Origin of the sequence: Rheinheimera pacifica, assembly GCF_024809855.1 — a bacterium.
Classification (GTDB): Bacteria; Pseudomonadota; Gammaproteobacteria; order Enterobacterales; family Alteromonadaceae; genus Alishewanella; species Alishewanella pacifica_A.
Genome location: NZ_JANUEM010000015.1, coordinates 20,529 through 38,498, shown reverse-complemented (window position 1 = coordinate 38,498; position 17,970 = coordinate 20,529). Strand labels below are relative to the sequence as shown.

At 46.1% G+C, this 17,970-nt stretch carries 17 protein-coding genes; 7 read left to right on the top strand and 10 right to left on the bottom strand.

Features of this window, described 5'->3' with window-relative positions:
* From M2404_RS16670 to M2404_RS16660, 3 genes are all read left to right on the top strand, one after another.
* Positions 1–1,242 (top strand): zonular occludens toxin domain-containing protein, encoded by a 1,242-nt coding sequence (locus M2404_RS16670; RefSeq protein WP_259240893.1) that lies wholly within the window; start codon positions 1–3, stop codon positions 1,240–1,242.
* A gap of 616 nt (positions 1,243–1,858) precedes the next feature.
* Positions 1,859–2,269, top strand: coding sequence for a hypothetical protein (locus M2404_RS16665; RefSeq protein WP_259240892.1), 411 nt, complete (start codon positions 1,859–1,861; stop codon positions 2,267–2,269).
* Positions 2,270–2,274: 5 nt separating this feature from the next.
* Positions 2,275–2,622, top strand: coding sequence for a cell envelope integrity TolA family protein (locus tag M2404_RS16660; RefSeq protein WP_259240891.1), 348 nt, complete (start codon positions 2,275–2,277; stop codon positions 2,620–2,622).
* A gap of 688 nt (positions 2,623–3,310) precedes the next feature.
* Here the strand turns inward: M2404_RS16660 and M2404_RS16655 are convergent.
* Positions 3,311–3,982, bottom strand: a complete 672-nt coding sequence (locus tag M2404_RS16655; protein WP_259240890.1) for a hypothetical protein — start codon at positions 3,980–3,982, stop codon at positions 3,311–3,313.
* Between the two features lie 384 nt (positions 3,983–4,366).
* Here M2404_RS16655 and M2404_RS16650 point away from each other — a divergent pair, with 384 nt between their 5' ends.
* On the top strand, positions 4,367–4,819 hold the full coding sequence (locus M2404_RS16650) for a hypothetical protein (RefSeq protein ID WP_259240889.1): 453 nt from the start codon (positions 4,367–4,369) through the stop codon (positions 4,817–4,819).
* A gap of 607 nt (positions 4,820–5,426) precedes the next feature.
* Here the strand turns inward: M2404_RS16650 and M2404_RS16645 are convergent.
* Positions 5,427–6,074 carry a hypothetical protein gene (locus tag M2404_RS16645; protein ID WP_259240888.1) on the bottom strand — a complete coding sequence of 216 codons (648 nt, stop codon included), beginning with the start codon at positions 6,072–6,074 and terminating at the stop codon, positions 5,427–5,429.
* A gap of 145 nt (positions 6,075–6,219) precedes the next feature.
* On the opposite strand from M2404_RS16645, the gene M2404_RS16640 reads away from it, so the two are divergent.
* Together M2404_RS16640 and M2404_RS16635 are read left to right on the top strand one after the other, a co-directional pair.
* Positions 6,220–6,861 carry a porin family protein gene (locus M2404_RS16640; protein WP_259240887.1) on the top strand — a complete coding sequence of 214 codons (642 nt, stop codon included), beginning with the start codon at positions 6,220–6,222 and terminating at the stop codon, positions 6,859–6,861.
* Positions 6,862–6,876: 15 nt separating this feature from the next.
* Positions 6,877–7,482 (top strand): class I SAM-dependent methyltransferase, encoded by a 606-nt coding sequence (locus tag M2404_RS16635; RefSeq protein WP_259240886.1) that lies wholly within the window; start codon positions 6,877–6,879, stop codon positions 7,480–7,482.
* On the opposite strand, the gene M2404_RS16630 is transcribed toward M2404_RS16635, so the two are convergent.
* Complete coding sequence (locus tag M2404_RS16630) at positions 7,479–8,651, bottom strand: GNAT family N-acetyltransferase (protein WP_259240885.1); 1,173 nt, start codon at positions 8,649–8,651, stop codon at positions 7,479–7,481. The two genes, M2404_RS16635 and M2404_RS16630, sit on opposite strands and share 4 nt — an antisense overlap.
* Before the next feature lie 144 nt (positions 8,652–8,795).
* Here M2404_RS16630 and yghU point away from each other — a divergent pair, with 144 nt between their 5' ends.
* Entirely contained in the window at positions 8,796–9,638 is an 843-nt protein-coding gene (gene yghU, locus M2404_RS16625) for a glutathione-dependent disulfide-bond oxidoreductase (RefSeq protein ID WP_259240884.1), read from the top strand.
* 45 nt (positions 9,639–9,683) lie between these two features.
* On the opposite strand, the gene M2404_RS16620 is transcribed toward yghU, so the two are convergent.
* From M2404_RS16620 to M2404_RS16590, 7 genes are all read right to left on the bottom strand, one after another.
* Positions 9,684–10,505 (bottom strand): MipA/OmpV family protein, encoded by an 822-nt coding sequence (locus M2404_RS16620; protein WP_259240883.1) that lies wholly within the window; start codon positions 10,503–10,505, stop codon positions 9,684–9,686.
* 65 nt (positions 10,506–10,570) lie between these two features.
* Positions 10,571–11,869, bottom strand: a complete 1,299-nt coding sequence (locus M2404_RS16615) for a ribonuclease J (protein ID WP_259240882.1) — start codon at positions 11,867–11,869, stop codon at positions 10,571–10,573.
* Between the two features lie 204 nt (positions 11,870–12,073).
* Positions 12,074–12,640, bottom strand: a complete 567-nt coding sequence (locus M2404_RS16610) for a type 1 glutamine amidotransferase domain-containing protein (protein WP_259240881.1) — start codon at positions 12,638–12,640, stop codon at positions 12,074–12,076.
* Between the two features lie 79 nt (positions 12,641–12,719).
* Positions 12,720–13,067, bottom strand: a complete 348-nt coding sequence (locus M2404_RS16605; RefSeq protein WP_259240880.1) for a hypothetical protein — start codon at positions 13,065–13,067, stop codon at positions 12,720–12,722.
* Positions 13,068–13,270: 203 nt separating this feature from the next.
* Entirely contained in the window at positions 13,271–15,130 is a 1,860-nt protein-coding gene (locus tag M2404_RS16600; RefSeq protein ID WP_259240879.1) for a DUF885 domain-containing protein, read from the bottom strand.
* Positions 15,131–15,225: 95 nt separating this feature from the next.
* Complete coding sequence (locus M2404_RS16595; RefSeq protein ID WP_259240878.1) at positions 15,226–16,920, bottom strand: NAD-dependent malic enzyme; 1,695 nt, start codon at positions 16,918–16,920, stop codon at positions 15,226–15,228.
* A 56-nt stretch (positions 16,921–16,976) separates the two neighbouring features.
* Positions 16,977–17,822: an HDOD domain-containing protein gene (locus tag M2404_RS16590; protein WP_259240877.1), complete on the bottom strand. Its 846-nt coding sequence runs from the start codon at positions 17,820–17,822 to the stop codon at positions 16,977–16,979.
* Positions 17,823–17,970 lie beyond the last annotated feature (148 nt).

Sequence of the window (17,970 nt, the reverse complement as noted above, 5' to 3'; positions counted from 1 at the left end):
GTGCCGGTCTGGATAGTTACAGGTAAACTGGGTGGCGGCAAAAGCCTGATGTCTGTGTCGCGCATACAGCAATACCTGCTGCAGGGCCGTAAAGTTGCCACAAACCTTGATATCTATCCAGAGCACATGCTTGGCCCTGACAAGAAGCAAACCCAGCTTTACCGGTTACCTGACATACCGACCATAGCAGACCTTGAAGCCCTTCCCCGCGGCTACGACGATGACAAAATTGACGAAAACAAAAACGGTCTGCTTGTCCTGGACGAAACCGGCATTTTTTTAAATTCGCGCAACTGGAACGCCCCTGGGCGTGCCGAAGTGAATGCGCATTTTAAGTTGCTTAGAAAACTGCGCTGGGATGCAATTTTTATCATTCAGGACATAGAGAACCTGGACGCCGATGCCAGGCGAACCATTGCCGAACACGTGGTTTACTGCCGCCGCATGGACAGGATGCGCATTCCTATTATCTCCGCCCTGTTCAAACTGCTAACTACCTTTGATTTACCCATGCCGCAGTTGCACATGGGCATTGTGAAGTACGGCATATCTGAAATGGCCATGACCGTTGACCGATGGCAATACTACGGTAGCCGCCTTTATGAAGCGTACAACACCGAGCAACTTTTCAGCGAATCGGTAAACCATTCCGGTATTACCGGCTTAACGACTATTCTGCCCAGCTGGTACACCCACGGGCGTTACGTAACTAAATGGGAGCGCGCAAAAAATGCAGTTAAAAACTACCAGGTTAAAAGCATTCATTTTTTTTCAATTGGGGCATTAGTTGCAGCGTTTACCGTTAATGCCCTAGTCACCTCAGAGCCAGAAATCCCTAAAAAGGGCGTCTGGTCATGTAATGACGCCTACAAACAGCTGTACGGCAGCTGCAGCGCCAAACCGATAGCACCTTACGACTATTACTACCCCAAACCAGAAGAAAAACAGGCCGATAAATCCGAAACTGCGTCACAGACAACAGAGCCAGGACAATCACAGGTCATTTACATGGCCGGTTGGCAGCTCACTAACAAAGGCTGGCAGGTCAATTTTGTTGACCAGACCGGAGCGCCCTACTACCCGCTAAGCTACCATGTCAGGGAGATGGGCCAGTGTGTGGCGCGTATACAGCTGGAGGGGGTCACGCAACGCCTGACCTGTATGCCGGATTCTCTGGCATATCATGGTAAACCGCCACCGGACACAACTGCCGAAGCTGTGAGCGCTGCCAGCCCCTTTTAGGGGCGGCAAGCGCGAGCAAGCGGCAGTTGTGCTATGGGGTAAAGGGGCAACGCCCCTTTGCAGTGAGCACGCGACGGAGGAGCGCGCGCAACGGGAGCCAACCCAGCTGTGAGCGGCACAGGGCTTTTTCGCGTTCGCAGGACTGGCGGCCAATCCGGCGCCGGTTCGCGCCCTGCCGAACCCCTAGCCAGCGCAGCTGGCATAAAAAGCAGTGCCGCAGGCACGCATTAGATCGCGTTAGCGTCTCGCAGCTTGCTGCGTTTTCTTGGCCGTCTCCGGCCCCGCGCCTAAGCGCGTTTTTTCACATTCTCGGCGCGTCTGCGCGTCTGCGATTTTTGGGGCTAAAAAGGAGTGGATTTTGGCAGTGTTGAGCAGCGGCGAAAGTTCGAGTTCCTGTTACACTCGAACTGAGTGCGGACATCCGCAGTAGAACTACACACTTTACTGTAGCGGAAAACCACTACCACTAAACATATATCATTGTTTCATAAGGACTATTTTGCAAAAGCTAACAATAATTACCCCTTTAAGGTACTGGAACTAGTTCCGGTCGCTTTTCAGGGAGTAATTCAGACGTATGTTGCCTAAAAAAGCATCGTTACCAGACTTCAGGCAGATGTATACATCTGCATTTGGTTTTTGGGAAAAAAAGCACAAGTTAGCTGCAGAATTTTTCGGCGTTACAGAGCAAACCGCCAAACGCTGGTATGAAACAAATACCCCGCACCCGTCAGCCTACCGATACCTTGCCGTACACAACTCTGGTTATCTGCCACTAACGCACGGCTGGCGGCATTGCAGCATAGACAAAGACGGCATATTGCACACACCACACGGTAGCTGTACGGCCGGTGACGTTGCTATGATATGGCGCTACAAGTGGGCAGCAGAACAGTCATCAAAGCAGCTTAAAACCACACGGGAAAAGCTCTCAGACATCACCAGTGGCACCAAATACAAAATGCTGTTGCATACTGCTGATTATCTTAATAGGCTGGTACAGGACTTTACCGATGGAACCGGCTAAACCTTATGATAGAACTAGTTTTTTCTTTGCTGCTTGCTGCACCTGAGTTAGAAAAAAAGTATGAGTATTGCTACAAACCTAACCGCTGTCAGATGGTTAATGCTGTTGTTTACAACACCGTTTTAATTAGGAACCAGATTCAGAAGTTTAAGCCTGTTTTGCCAGCTGGTTTAACTTGTATGGTTAATCTTAAACTTTCTCCTGACGGTGGAATTACCAGTATTTCGGCTTTGAATTGTGATCCTCAGTACAGCGCCATGATCATCAAGGGCATTGTTTCTGCCTCACCATTTGAAATGATTCCTGAAGCATACTCACATGTTTACGATATAAATCTTACTATTTCCCATTAAGACGGGGGCTTAAAGCCCCCTTATGGTTATCTAGTGTGGCATGCCGGACTACAATGTTTACACCCATCCACACTACTGTATTTTCTTTTTGCAGCAGCTACAGCTTCTTTACAGCTGCTAAATTCTCCCAGATAGCTTTTGTTCGTTGCAAGACTTAGCCAACTGCAACCCGCTGTATGTACTTCGTGCTCTTTGCTTGGAGTGTTTTGCGGATTATCATTTACGTAGTAAGTTGTCATGTAATTTCCTTATAAAATAAATTGATAGTTCTTTTCAAGAACACCTAGTACTGTAGTGTCTTTATAGAATACGTCAAATTAGCTATGTAAAATTACTGCATTGAAGAAAAAGGATTTTAATTATGACAAGTGAGGTTGCTAATCTAATTGGCTATGGTTTTGTATTTGTAATAATGGTCGTTGGATTTATTATCTATCACTCCAGCCCCAGACTTAGTAACTGCGGCTCTTGTGGTAGATATTTAACAATGAAACAGAACCGATATTGGTACAAGGTTAATGGTCAAGAAGTTCCTTTCTGTACCAAATGCCATAACAAACGTACAAAAACGGGGCTTTAAGCCCCGCTATGCAAACGTCAATTATGTTAAATTGACAGTTGCAACCAATAAGGCATGCTAGCCTTTTACGTGATTTCTATTTATCTGTGTTACTACCATCGCCATCCACTAATTGAATTGATAAGTTGGCGTATAAACCCCCTTCGTCTTAACTTCTAAATCAGGGTTTGCAAGCTGGTTCTCTGTTTTCAGCCTGCACCAGACAAAGTACAAGGTTTTATACCGCTGAAAGTCTGAACCAACAAACCAGATAAGTGATAGCGCTACGCCAAACATTGTTATAGCAAACAAAGCATGAAGCAAGCTTGGCTCTGCTATTAGCGGCACGATACCACTGAAGCCCAAAATGAATAAAATTATCGACGCCCAAAAAGAATAAAACGTTTGGCTCTTATCAAACCAGCCAAATTCAATGGCAATTTTGCCGTTTATTGGTCTGACGTACTTCGCAATGCGCTTTAACTGTCTACTGGTGAGAAAGTTTTTCAAATATAACTCCCTCAGCATGTCTGCGTTTTCCATTGATGCACGAATGCCAGATGCCAACACAAAAGCTTCTTCTTCAATACGTTTATCAAGATATTCCGCGACCTTTGAATCAACAGAAATATTGGCTTTAACCTCGGCTAGCCGTTTTAGATCACGTTTTAAATACAGTTCGTCGTGAGTATCGATGACGGCTCTGATAACTTTAATCAGCCCTGATACCAATGAAATGCTGATAACTACCGCAGCAATTAACCAATGTGTGTTAACTAAGTCTGATGTTAGATGTTCCAAACTAAATACCTGCTAATGATGAAAACTGAGTTAAACACTTTAATAGCATACAGAAAAACCGACATTGGCACGTCCTTGCAGCTTGTGAGTTGTTGTGAATTCGCGTAGAACATAACTCGCAGTCAGCCAATAGCGCAAGTATTTAACATATTTTAAGCATTAACGGCGGTTCATCGCCCTCACCCATCAATTTGCTGCTGTCTTGCCAGATAACGTAGACTACCTGCCAATTACCCACGGCTGGCGTAAATGGACAGCAGAACAGCTCACAAGGCGGCAAGGGAAAAGGACAGAACCAGCGGCACTAAGTACAAAATGTTGTTGCATACTGCAGATTACCTAAATAGATTGGTTAAAGATTTTAAGGGCTAAATTTAGGTGTTTATGGAATATTTTGCGTTAACTATATCGATTATTAGTCTTATTTTAAGCATAAAAATTTGGCAACGCGACAATATGCTTTCACTTGGAAGCCTTAAAACTCAATTATTACTGAAAATAATCAGAGCTGAAGGCGTATGGTCGATGATAATCCATGATTTTGAAAGCGTTAGAGTTAATATCTCGGTTCTTTCACCTAGCAAGGCATTTGTGATTAAAGCTCAATTAGATGAACTAAATGCTATCGCTCAAGAATTCCGTAGCTATAAAGACCATATAACATCTATCCGTGAAGACCTGGAACTTTCTATAAATAACTATCGTTTTAATGACATCCAACATTTGGATTACCGATTTAGTAAGTATTTGGAAAGGATTCAATCATCTGAAAAGGTAGCAAAAGAAAAATTGAAAAATATGACCGATTTGATTACTTCCAGATTAAGTTCGTTGTGAAACTGCCTCATTGCCATGCTATGGCGCTGTAAGTGGACAGCCGAGCAAGCTTAAAGCAACACGGAAAAAGCTACGAGACATTACCAGGGCGCTAAATACAAAATGCTCCTGCATACTGCTGACTATTTAAATCGTTTAGTTCAGGACTTCTCAGATGGTTTGAGTTAACCCTAAATTAATTTTTATTGGTTAATTAAAGATTAACAAGTAGCTGATTTTAAAGAATTATTTGATCTTTTTGTTTTTGGGTGTCACAATCATCTTGGTTAAATATTGACCGGCAAATTTGAGGTTGACCATGCAAGCATTCAACATCTGTTTTTATAACGGTAGGTCTGAAATTCATGACTTACCTAAACGTCCTGAAATTGGTGACGTTCTTGAGTTTTCTGAAATCGAGTTCATTGTAGATTCCATCTATCCTTCTAATCATGAAAGCGCTGAAATTGATGTTTATGTAAAATCTCATACTTCAATTAAGCCCACTATTCTCGTCGGGAGGCGTAGATCTTAATAATGGTTAGATTAAATGCATTAAAAAACGGGCATAAGTCCGTTTTTCTATTATGTTGAATTGCGTTTACAGTTGATTGTAAGTGCTCATGTGCTATTTCTCTTCCTTCTGCAAGTTCAACGCTAGCTCTATACATTCAGCATTAGACTTCATTACTTCAATGGCCCTTTTACCTAAAAAAGCTGTGGCGTACATCGCTATCGCGGTTCCGTATAGGATGCCCGATAAAATGCCACCTTGTTGTTGGATTGCAAAAATCAGTGCTATTGCTGCCGGTATTAGCCCTGTTTTATCAATGACACCAATCAAAAAGCCTATTCGTTTATCGATCGTTTCATAGTCCTTCTCGATGGTACGCTTAACTTCATTCAATGAATCCTCTGAAAATGACGCAAGGTAATCTATAAAGTCCATTCTATTGTGAGTTCTTATACTGGCCAGTTTGCTGTAACCCGACAATGGTTGATTATAAAAAATGCCAAAACTAAGGATTTGCGCTACAGCGTACGCAAATGCTGCGAGCAAACAAATTGCGCCCGAATAAATCAACCATTCTGGCGCTATTACCAGCGTGACAAGTGAAACGGCCAAAGTAACCAGAAACACACCGCCTATTCTCTGCTCCCAGGCATGGGTGTTTTTAATTATTGGAATTTTTCTTTGATTAGAAAAGCGTTCAATAACGTCAAAGACATCCCTAACTTCGTCAATATTGTCGTCGCATTGTCGGACGCTATTCATAACTCTCCTTTATCAACCGTGCCACATTAAGCCTGCTTGTAGCATGACGCTGATACTACAATACTTTATTGAACATGTTCACTTATTTGCTGCAAAGATGCTACTCTGTTTGCGTTTATTTCCCTTAGATCACAACAGAGGTTTTATGAAGTCAATTATCGCTGGCCTGGCTCTGACTGCTTTAGGCTGCTCTGCTTTTGCTGCACAAGCCAATACGTCAAATATTGGCTGGAAACAGGCTGCTAAGTCTGATATTAACTGGAATTACGTAGGTGCTGGTTATGCCAAAGCAACGATTAAAAATATAGGTAATGATGACGTAGATCTTGATGGTTATCAGCTAAATGCCCGTTATCTGTTGTCTGATAACTTGTACCTGCATGCTTCTTACTATGATGTATCAGGTGATATTGTCCTTGATGATATTGTGGGGCTTGAGCTGGAAGCGTCTGAATTAGTTGTAGGCTTAGGTGTGCGTCAGGCAGTAGCTAAAAACATAGATTCTTTTATTGAAGCTGGCTATGTGCGCTCAGAAATGGGAGTGGTTAATTTTGAAAAACAAACGTTCAATGGCTTCCAGGCCAGTGCTGGTTTTCGTTATCTTGTGATCCAGAGTCTGGAATTGTCAGCAGCGCTGCGTTATAACGACAGCTCAGGCAGTGACAGTAGTACTTTTGGCGATATCTCGGCGCGTTATCGCGTTACGCCAATGATCGATTTATACATTAACTATCAGTTCGATAGTGATGCTTCTTTGCTGGGCACCGGCGTTGCACTGAATTTCTGATAGGTGACCAAATTAATGCAAACCGAACTGCCTTTCTCCCAGGCTTGCGAAAACAACAAAGCGCCCATTTTAGCGGTGTTGCAGCAAGCCTTTTCTAATTGCAGTAAGGTGTTGGAAGTGGGCAGCGGTACCGGCCAGCATGCGGTGCATTTTGCCGCTGCTTTGCCACATTTGCGCTGGCAGGCGTCGGATCAGGCGATGTACTTGCCTGATTTAACCGAAAGGCTGCGCCGTGCAGCCTTGCCTAACCTGCCCTTGCCATTGCAACTGGACATCAGTACCGATGCATTACCAGAGCAGCAGTTTGACGCACTGTTTAGCGCCAATACGCTGCATATTATGCCGTGGCCTGTGGTTAAGCAGTTTTTCAGCCGCTTAACCGCTTTAACTACACAGCAAGCAACGCTTTGTATTTATGGCCCTTTTAACTATAACGGCCGCTTTACCAGTGATAGTAATAAAGCCTTTAATCTGTCACTTAAAAGCCGCAACCCGGCAATGGGTATTCGTGATATTGCTGCGGTTGTTGCTTTGGCCGCTGCCGCCGGTTTTACGCTACAGCACGATCACAGTATGCCGGCAAATAACCGTTTGCTGCAGTTTTTCCGAACTGGCGCTTAGCTAGACTTTTTATAGGGCAAAGCCTGCATCGCCTGCGTACTATAGGCTTTAAGGTGTTCAGTTTCCTGCTGAAAATATGCTGTTATTGCACCACTTAGCGGCGTATCAGCAAACAGGTAGCTACCATAGCGCATTACCGGTTCAAAGCCGCGTTTAAGTTTATGCTCGCCCTGGGCACCGGCATCAAAGTAGCGCAGACCATGTTTAATGCAATACTCAATACCCTGGTAATAACACAGCTCGAAATGCAAATGCTCGGCATCAATAAGTGTGCCCCAATATCGGCCGTACAAAGTATCAGCGCTTTTAAAACACAGGGCAGCAGCAACAATGTCTTGTTCTGTTTCGCCGCTAAAAGCCGCAAATACCACGATGCTATCGGCCATGGTTTCAGCCAAAGCAATAAAGCTTTGCGGGCTGATATAGCCATGATGGCCGGAGCGTTTTAAATAGGTAGCCTGATAACAACGGATAACTGCCTGCCAATGCACAGCACTAAGCTCATTGCCATGCAGCGTTTTGATGCTAAAACCGTTGGTTTGGCGCTCATGACGGATTTGTTTACGCTTACGGGCATTAAGCTGCTGCAAGAAATCATCAAATTGCTTATAACCGCTGTTTTGCCATAAAAACTGCACATCATGCCGCGCTAAAAAGCCCTGCTCTGTCAGGTTGTGTTGCAATGGTGCTGTTGTATATAACCATTGCGCGCTGCAAAAATCGTTCGCTGCTACTCGCTGCTTTATTGCTGCACAAACAAGTGGCAACAGGCTATCGGCAAGATCAGCACTTAGCAGGCCAAGCCTGGGCCCGGTTGCCGGTGTAAAGGGAATAGCGGCTATCCATTTCGGATAATAAGCCAGTTTGTGCTGCTGATACGCCTCAGCAATTAGCCAGTCGAACAGGTATTCGCCATAGGAGTGGCTTTTAATATAGCCAGGTACTGCAGCCAGCAAAATGTTGTCCTGCCATAATGTCAAATGTTGGCTATACCAGCCGCGGTTGTGCTTGCTGGTGCGGTGGACACTATCTACACTGCCGCCCTGCTCCAGCGCCAGTAAAAAAGCATGCCGGCAAAAAGGGTAAGCGTGTGGCGTATTATTGATAAACAACATATCCCACTGCTGTGCGGTCACCTGAGTTAATGAGCTAAGCCATTTAAGCTGCATAACAATTAGTCGGTTTGGTTATCAGGTAGAATAAAGTGGTATGCATGTTGTTGATCAGCCCCTTGAGATGTTTTACCTGCGTAACTATATCTTGTGTAAGCCTGTTCCTTGTAAAACTATTTTACCCACCCAGCTTAAGGAGACATGATGAGCCAACAGTATACCCCACCCAAAGTCTGGCAGTGGAACGCCGAAAATGGCGGCCAGTTTGCCAGTATTAACCGCCCTGTTTCCGGTGCTACCCACGATAAAGTGCTGCCCAAAGGTAAACAGCCTTTGCAACTCTACTCACTGGCCACCCCCAACGGTGTTAAAGTAAACATTATGCTCGAAGAGCTGCTGGCTGCTGGCCACAGCGGTGCTGAATATGATGCCTGGCTTATCAGCATTAAAGATGGCGACCAGTTTGGCAGCGGTTTTGTCGGCGTAAATCCTAATTCAAAAATTCCGGCATTACTGGATACCACTAACGGTGTGCGGGTGTTTGAATCAGGTTCTATTTTGCTTTACCTGGCAGAAAAATTTGGTGCATTTTTACCGAAAGATATCGCCAAACGCACTGAGGTACTGAACTGGCTATTCTGGCAAATGGGCAGTGCGCCTTTTGTCGGTGGCGGTTTTGGCCATTTTTATGCGTACGCACCGGAAAAATATGAGTACCCGATAAATCGCTATGCCATGGAAACCAAGCGGCAATTAGATGTGCTGGACAAACAGCTGGCAAAACATGAGTTTGTCGCGGGCGATGAGTACAGCATTGCTGACATGGCAATATGGCCCTGGTACGGCGGTATAGCGCTAAACCGGGCTTACAACGCCGCAGAGTTTTTAGATACCCAAAGTTATAAGCACCTGATGCGCTGGGCAAAACAGATTGATCAGCGCCCGGCGGTTAAACGCGGTTATATTGTTAACCGTAACTTTGGCGATGGCCCGCTGTTGCCAGAGCGCCACAGCAGCGACGATTTTGCTCAGTTTAATCTCTGACTACGTAGCGGCCTGTTGAACACCAGCAAGCCGCTTAATATCAGGTTAGTCCGTTACTTTACGTGCCGATTCTGCCCAGATATAGGTAACACCAACACCAAACGACCAGCCTCCCGTCTGTACCAGCAACGGGCTGTTGGCATTTTTAGCGCCTTGCGTCCATTCATAGCGGGCAAAACCGAAACCGCGCCATTTATCAGAGAACTTTTTACCCACACTGGCCGATCCTCTAAGGGCAATTAAACCGGCTTGTGCATCGTAAAATGGCCGCTGCGCAGTAACATCGTCTTCTGATACCTGATAAAAATAATCGTTTAATCTTTCATTGCCAAACAGTGCGCTTACGCCAAAAGAGTAAAACGTTTGTGCTGCGGTGATAAGATCTGCATTTAGCCCTGGCTCAAAGCTCACGCCGCTATATCGCAGACTGTCGTCCAGATCAAACACTGCCCGCAGCGGAAAATCTGCCCGCACAGTGGTACCAAAGAAATCTTCGCTTAACGTCCAGCGCAGCCGTGGCCCGGCTTCTACTAAAATACCTAAGTCGTCCATACCTTCACGTACGGTAATATCATCATCGGACGACCCCAGAGAGCCGGCAAAGCCCATATCCAGCTCCAGAGAGTCGGTTTTAAATGCACGCAAACCTACATTGTTACGGTCAGCGCGTAGTATATCGCCGCGATAAATCAAATACGGTAATACAAAGTTGCGCCGTACCAACTGATCTGAACCCGGATATGCCAACTGATTGACATTAATACCAATTAAACCGGCTTCCCACAGCGGTAACGCGGGTTGATCTGCCAGCACCGGGCTGGCTAACAGCAGGCTGTATAACAAAATAGGAGAAAACTTAACTGTCATTTATACCTCAAGGCTTTTCTGGTAGCCCAGCTACGCTGGCTTTATTTAAATTACTGTGCCCAATTTCAACGTACCAAAGCAATGCGCCCTGCTTTAACAAAACCCGGCCATAAACGCGGTACGGGGGCTAGCACAAACAAATCACCGTTTAATCCGGTAAGTTGTTGTGGCACACCGGCGGCTTTGGCAACATCGGCATTAGCGGCTAAGTGCGCGGCTTCGCCATGCACCGGCACGGCTATTTGCGGCTGTACCCAACGGTAGAGTAAATCCAGCTCGCCCCTGTTTGGATGACCGGACACGTGAATTGGCAGCTCAGTATCATGGCTTTGCAATGTTTGGATATTCCGGGCGTTAAATTTCTCCACCAGGCGGCTAATCAGCATTTCATTACCGGGAATAATGATAGAGCTGAAAACCACCAGATCGCCCTGCTCCAGCAGCAACAGCGGATGGTTATCATCGGCAAGACGGCTAAGGGCTGCACGCGGCTCTCCCTGTGAACCGGTAGCAATAACCAACACCTCTTCCTTTGGTAAATAACCAATATGACTGGCGTCCACTACTGTTAACTCATCAGGCCAATAACCGGTAGCCCGGGCTACCCCTACCATATTGTCCAGCGAACGGCCCAGCAGTGCCAGATACCGGCCGGTTTGGGCGGCTATACGGGCCAGTGAAATCAGCCGGCCTACGTTAGAGCTAAACCCCGTTACTACTACCCTGCCTGATGCGGCTTTAACAACCTGTAATAAGGCGTTATGGCAGTCAGCTTCAGACAGAGAAAACCCCTCACGCAAGGCATTGGTAGAATCGCACACCATCGCCGTAATATTGTGCTGCGCCAGGCGCTTAAATATCGTGCTTTTAAATGCGCGGCCAGTGATCGGGCTGGCGTCAATTTTCCAGTCTGCGGTATGAAATACAGTACCGGCAAGGGTTTTGATCACCAAAGCATGGGGGTCAGGAATAGAATGGGTAATAGCCAGCCAGTGCAGACAAAAAGGCCCAATATTTATAGTGGCACCGCTTAATACTTCAATAACCGGTACTTTGTCAGCTAAGCCAAGACCACTTAACTTACGCCGCAGTACTTCAGCGGTAAATGGCGTGGTGTATACCGGGCAATTAAAACGCTGCCACAATTGTGGCAAAGCACCAATATGGTCTTCGTGCGCGTGGGTAATAACTATGCCGCACAAATTTTCTTTTTGCTGGCTGATAAAAGTAGGATCTGCTGCCAGTACTTCGGCATTTGGGGTGCCATCAACAGTGCTATATTGCGCAGACAAAGGGCTGTTAAAGGTTACACCACAATCTACCATCAACCACTGGCCGGCATGGCCATACAGGTTAAGGTTCATGCCAATTTCACCGGTGCCCCCCAGTGGTAGAAACCACAGATCGTTAATACCCGGTGTGGCCGCCGCATGTTGCTTACTTATAACCCACTCCTTCTACCTGCCTTTAAAACGTAATTGCCAAGCAGTTTGACAGCATCCTTGCTGGTTTGCCAGCCCTGGTACTACTGCGTGTGGCTCATGGCTGGGTTAGGGTTAACTGCAAAGTTATGCGGCGTGGCGCCCTTCACGTATTTCTTCCAGTAGTTTTTTATTAAACGCCTCTAAATCGTCAGGAGTCCGGCTGGTTACCAGGCCATTGTCTACTACTACCTGTTCGTCCACCCAAATGGCGCCGGCATTTTTCAAATCAGTCTTGATACTGTTATATGACGTAACTTTGCGCCCTTTTAGTACGCCAGCTTCTGCCAACAACCAGGGGCCGTGGCAAATGGCTGCCACCGGCTTATTGGCGCTATCACTGAAAAAGGCCTGAATAAAGTGGACCGCTCGTTCGTCCTGGCGCAAGGTGTCGGGGTTTATCAAGCCGCCTGGCAACACTAAAGCATCATAGTCTGTTGCTTTGGCATGTTGCAGGGTTTTATCTACTGCTACGGTGTCAGCCCAATCTTTACCCGACCAGCCTCTGATGTTGCCATCTTGCTGTGAAATAATATGTACTGTAGCACCTGCAGCAATCAGAGTATTTCGGGGAGAGGTAAGCTCACTGAACTCAAAACCATCAGTGGCAAGAATTGCAATTTTTTTACCTGTTAAAACCGGTTGAACGTTCATAATGTGCCTCCAATATTATTCAATGTTACATGGTGTAGTGTAAAGATTACCTGGTATACCAAAGTAGCCGGGTAACCAGCTAAATATCTTCCAGCCTGTTAGCACCTTGCATTATTTGCTGTGCCTCATTTTTTTCCAAATCGTGGATCTCCGCCAAAAGTCGCTGCATTTGCGGCGGATGAGAGCGTCCTTGAAGGTTTTGATAGAGCAAGATTATCTGCTGATGCAGATTTTCTACTTCAGTAATAATTTCAGCATTGGTCATTGCAGCAAATGCTTTGCCATCCACGGTATTATCAAGCAGCGGATGTTGCTCCAAATGCTCAATGCACCAGGTACTTAACGTGTTGTCAGCAGCAATTTCTTTAAAACCAGCCACGGTGTCGGCCAGCTGAATTTCCTTATCAGCAAGATGATCAAGCAACATCCTACTGCGTTCGTCTGAATGGCGTTTGGCACTTTGAGCAAAACAATGGGATAAATGTTGATGGTAACCGGATGTCCAGGTTAGTAGATCACGGAAAGATTCAACTCGCATAAGCCCTCCTGTCATATTAGGTAATTAATAACAGGCAAAAAACAGGCCGCAATTGCGGCCTGTTGACTTTATATAGCTTAACGCTAAGCTGATTACCCCGCTTTTACCGTGTTAATCCAGTTATTAACCCGTTTTTCAAGCACGCTAAGTGGCAAGGCGCCACCGCCAAGCACGGTATCGTGAAAAGCGCGGATATCAAATTTATCCCCAAGCTCTTTCTGTGCGTTGCTGCGCAGTTCAAGAATTTTGATCATGCCGATTTTATATGCTGTCGCCTGGCCGGGCCAAACGATGTAACGACGTACTTCAGAGATCACGGCTCCCTGGGCGATCGGTGTTTTTTCCAGGAAGTAATCTATCGCCTGTTGCTCATTCCAACCTTTACTGTGCAGGCCGGTGTCTACCACTAAGCGCACTGCGCGCCACATTTCGGTGATCAGGCGGCCAAAATCTGAATATGGGTTCTGATAGGCGCCCATTTCTTTTGCCAACAGCTCTGAATACAATGCCCAACCTTCTGAATAGGCAGTAAACCCGGCCTGAGTACGGAATGTGGGTACTGTGGTTAGCTCTTGTGCGATAGAAATTTGCATATGATGGCCAGGATTACCTTCGTGATAGGCAATGGCTTCCATCTCATTTTTCGGCATAGAACGCATGTCAGATAAATGCGCATAATAAATACCCGGTCTTGCACCATCCGGGGTACCAGGGAAATAATGCTGTGCCGCACCAGGCTGTTCACGAAATGGCTCTACCCGTTTAACTGTCAGTTCAGCTTTGGGTAAAATGCCAAAGTATTCTGGCAGTTTTTCATTAATAAACGCCAGATACTGTCTTGAATCTTCCAGATAGCCTTCACGGCCTTCATCGGTATCCGGGTAATAAAACTGATCATCATCTTTGATAAACTTAAAGAACGCCTGTAAATCGCCCTGAAAGCCAACCTTGTCTTTAATTGCGATCATCTCTTTGGTTAAGCGCTCAACTTCATCCAGACCAATCTGATGGATCTGATCTGCGGTTAAGTCGGTAGTAGTAGAGGCTTTTAACCGGTAGTTATAAAAGGCTGTACCATTTGGTTGCTTGCCTACGCCGGTAGCAATTTCATCAGTAAACTGAATATCTTTTTCTAACCATTGTTTCAACGCAGTGTACGCCGGCAAGAAGTGTGTTTGCAGGGCGGTTTTTGTATCGTCAGCTAACTTTTTGGCCTGCTCATCGGTAAGTTTATCGGCTGCAACCAAAGCATCAATTTTGCCTTTAGCATCGCTCCACAACGGTATGTCCTGTTCTGCGTCGGTAAACGGAGCGCCGCTGATCAGATTATTAATCTGCTCTATAACGCCATCATAGGCAAAGCGTGGCGGGCGTACATCATGCTCTGCATTCGCCTGAGCCCGTTCCAGCAGCTGTGTCAAAGCCCGGCTAATACCTTCAATACGCTTGATATAGGCTTGCATATCTTCTGCGGTATCAACTTTATGAAAGTTGATCATAATTTGCGGCAACATAGCGTGAATGCCATGCATCTGGGTAAACACATAGCCATTTTTACGAAACGCTACGCCCTCTTTGGCCTGTTCATACTGATAAACCCAGATGTCATAAGATGTTTGGGCTTCAAGATCAAGCTTGCTGTAATCGAAGCTGGTTTTAAGCTCTTCTACCGTTGCGGCCAACCAGGCCAGTTGCTCATCTTCTGCTGCTATTGAGGTGTCGTCTACTTGATCATACTTATCTTTGCGACCAAGAAAAGTCATTTGCAGCGGGCTTTGTTGTAGTTGTTGCTCGTACTTAACTTCAAACCACTGGTTTAACCGCTCAGTTTCTGACTGCTGCTTTTGCTCTACAACAACTTCAGGTGTGGAACTGGGGGTATTGTTTTGTGGTGCCGGGCCGCAGCCGGCAAGAATACCGGCCACGGCAAGGGCAATAACAGACTTATGCATTAGAGGGTTCCTTTATAGTTTTGGTTATACCAAAACATAGCCTACCCTCTGGCTGATAATTAGTCTAAAAACTAATTGTAAGCAGCTTTGTCAACTCAGGCACTTACCCGCTTATACTGGCGGTATTGCGGCAGCCAGAAATTATCGTCAATTTTTTGCAGCAACATAGCGTCATCCAGCTCAAGCGCCAGGCCCTGCTGCATTGCTACTTTGGCTACGTTAAAGGCTATTTGCTTACTCAGCGCTGACAATTCGGTAAAGGCCGGTAGTAAACCACCCTCGCCGCTATTTGCTTTTGGCGATGCAGAGGCCAGAGTTTTGCTGGCTTCGCGCAACATTTCATCGCTGATAAGCCGGGCTTTACTGGCAATAACGCCAAGGCCTATACCAGGGAAAATGTAGCTGTTATTACATTGGGCTATCGGGTAAAACCTGCCATTATATGCCACTGGTGCAAAAGGGCTGCCGGTGGCGATAATAACGTCGCCTTCGGTCCAGTTGATTACCTGTTCTGGTGTAGCTTCTACCTGACGTGACGGGTTGCTAAGCGGGAAAATAATCGGCGTTGCACAGCCTTTTTTCATCGCCCGCACTACCGGCTCGGTAAATAAACCAGCCTGGCCTGATACGCCAATTAAAATCCCCGGTTGGGCACAGTTCATTACATCCAGTAAGCTTGGAAATTCACTGCTGTAGCTCCAGTCTGCAATTGCCGCTGAAGACTGCGCCAAAGCCTGTTGAAAATCACGCAGGCCAGGTGTGCTGTCGGTAAGTAAGCCAAAGCGGTCAATCATATAAACCTGGCTGCGTGCCTGTGCTTCGTTTATGCCTTCCGCTACCATCTGGCTTATCACCTGTTCAGCAATACCGCAACCTGCTGACCCTGCACCAACAAACACCACTTTTTGCTCAGACAACTTTGCATTTTTACTACGGCATGCCGCCAGTAAAGTCCCCACTGTTACTGCAGCTGTACCCTGAATATCGTCGTTAAAGCAGCATATTTTGTCGCGGTAACGCTGTAATAAAGGCATGGCGTTGGGTTGGGCAAAATCTTCAAACTGAATAATAGCATCTGGCCAACGCCGTTTTACTGCCTGAATAAACAGGTCTACAAACTCATCGTACTCTGCCTGGCCAACCCGCTTTTGCCGCAGGCCCATATACATTGGGTCGTTCAGCAGCTTTTCGTTGTTGGTGCCTACATCCAGCATTACCGGCAATGCATAAGCCGGGCTGATACCACCGCAGGCGGTATACAACGACAACTTGCCGATAGAAATACCCATACCGCCAATACCCTGATCGCCAAGCCCCAATACCCGCTCGCCGTCAGTAACAACAATGACTTTAACCTTACGCTTGGTGGCGTTACGCAATACATCATCCAACTGATGGCGGTCCTGGTAACTGATAAATAAGCCACGGGCACTGCGGTAAATATCAGAAAATTGCTCACAGGCATCACCTACTGTTGGCGTATAGATGATTGGGATCATTTCCTCCAGATGTTGTTGCAACAGCCGGTAAAATAATGTTTCGTTGTTGTCCTGAATTGCACGCAGATAGATATGCTTGTTAATCGCAGTATCAAAACTTTTATACTGCATATAAGCCCGGCTTACCTGTTCTTCTATCGTTTCATAACGTGGTGGTAATAAACCGGCAAGGTTAAACGCTAAACGCTCGTCTGCAGTGAAAGCACTGCCTTTATTAAGTAATGGTGTTTCCAGTAATGCAGAGCCTGAATAGGCGGTATACAACGGAGATTTCTTGCTTGAACTGCTCATGAACGGCTTCCAGATAACTGTTCCGGCAAACCTGAGGTTGTACCGGACAGAAAATATTAATAAATAGTGCTGATCCTGGGGTTTAATACGGACAAAATAAACAGGCCCTCGGTGTTACAAAAGTCGATGGCGCGAATAATGTCTGGCTGAGTTAAGTTTAATAACTCCAGTACAAAAGGGTCAACAAGTCGCTTCGTGGAGTACATCTCGGGATGTTGATTCGCCAGAGCTAAACGCACGGCGAGATAAATAATCAGCTGAGCTTTGTTTTTTTGGTCAAAGCGGGTGCTGTGTTGCAGTGCTACCGGTTCGACAATACTGTCGGGTAAATGCCACAAATGCAGCAATTCTGCGCCACAATCGGCATAAGTAAAACCCAGTTTACTTTGCTGAAGCTGCCATGGGCGCTGTTCTGCGTTATATGCCTGACAGCTGTATGCCTGCGCTGCATCATTCTGTAATACCGCCAACTCACCAATATTATGCAGTAAACCTGCAACATAGAAACGATCTGTTGGTTTAATTCCGCAGCACTGGGCCAGATATTTGGCAATAAGCGCAGCATTAATGCTTTGCTCCCAAAAGCGCTCAAGATCTATGGCTGAGGTGTCAACTTTACTGCAGGCTGATGCAATGCCGATACTCAACACCAGATTATATACCTGCGTTTTACCCAGCACTAACAGAGCTTTACTGACACTTTCTACCTGATAAGGCAAACTGTAAATTGCGCTATTAGCCAGTTTCAGCAATTTTGAAGTGAGCACCGGGTCCAGTAAAATAACTTCTGCAACTTCGTCCAAACTGGCGGTGTCAGAGTCCATTAACTCTTTAACCCTGAGATAGCCTTCAGGCAGGGCAAACAGATCGGATACATTCTGGGCATACTGCAACGCTTTCATTGGGCGACTCTCCTCCAGCTGACACCAACGTACTACAGCCAGCTATAAGTGTTACTGCTGTCAGCGATTTTACAAGCTTTGGCCAGAAAATCTTAGTCTTTTTTACCAGGAGGATTAGTTTCTGTACCAGATAGTGCAGAAATCAGCC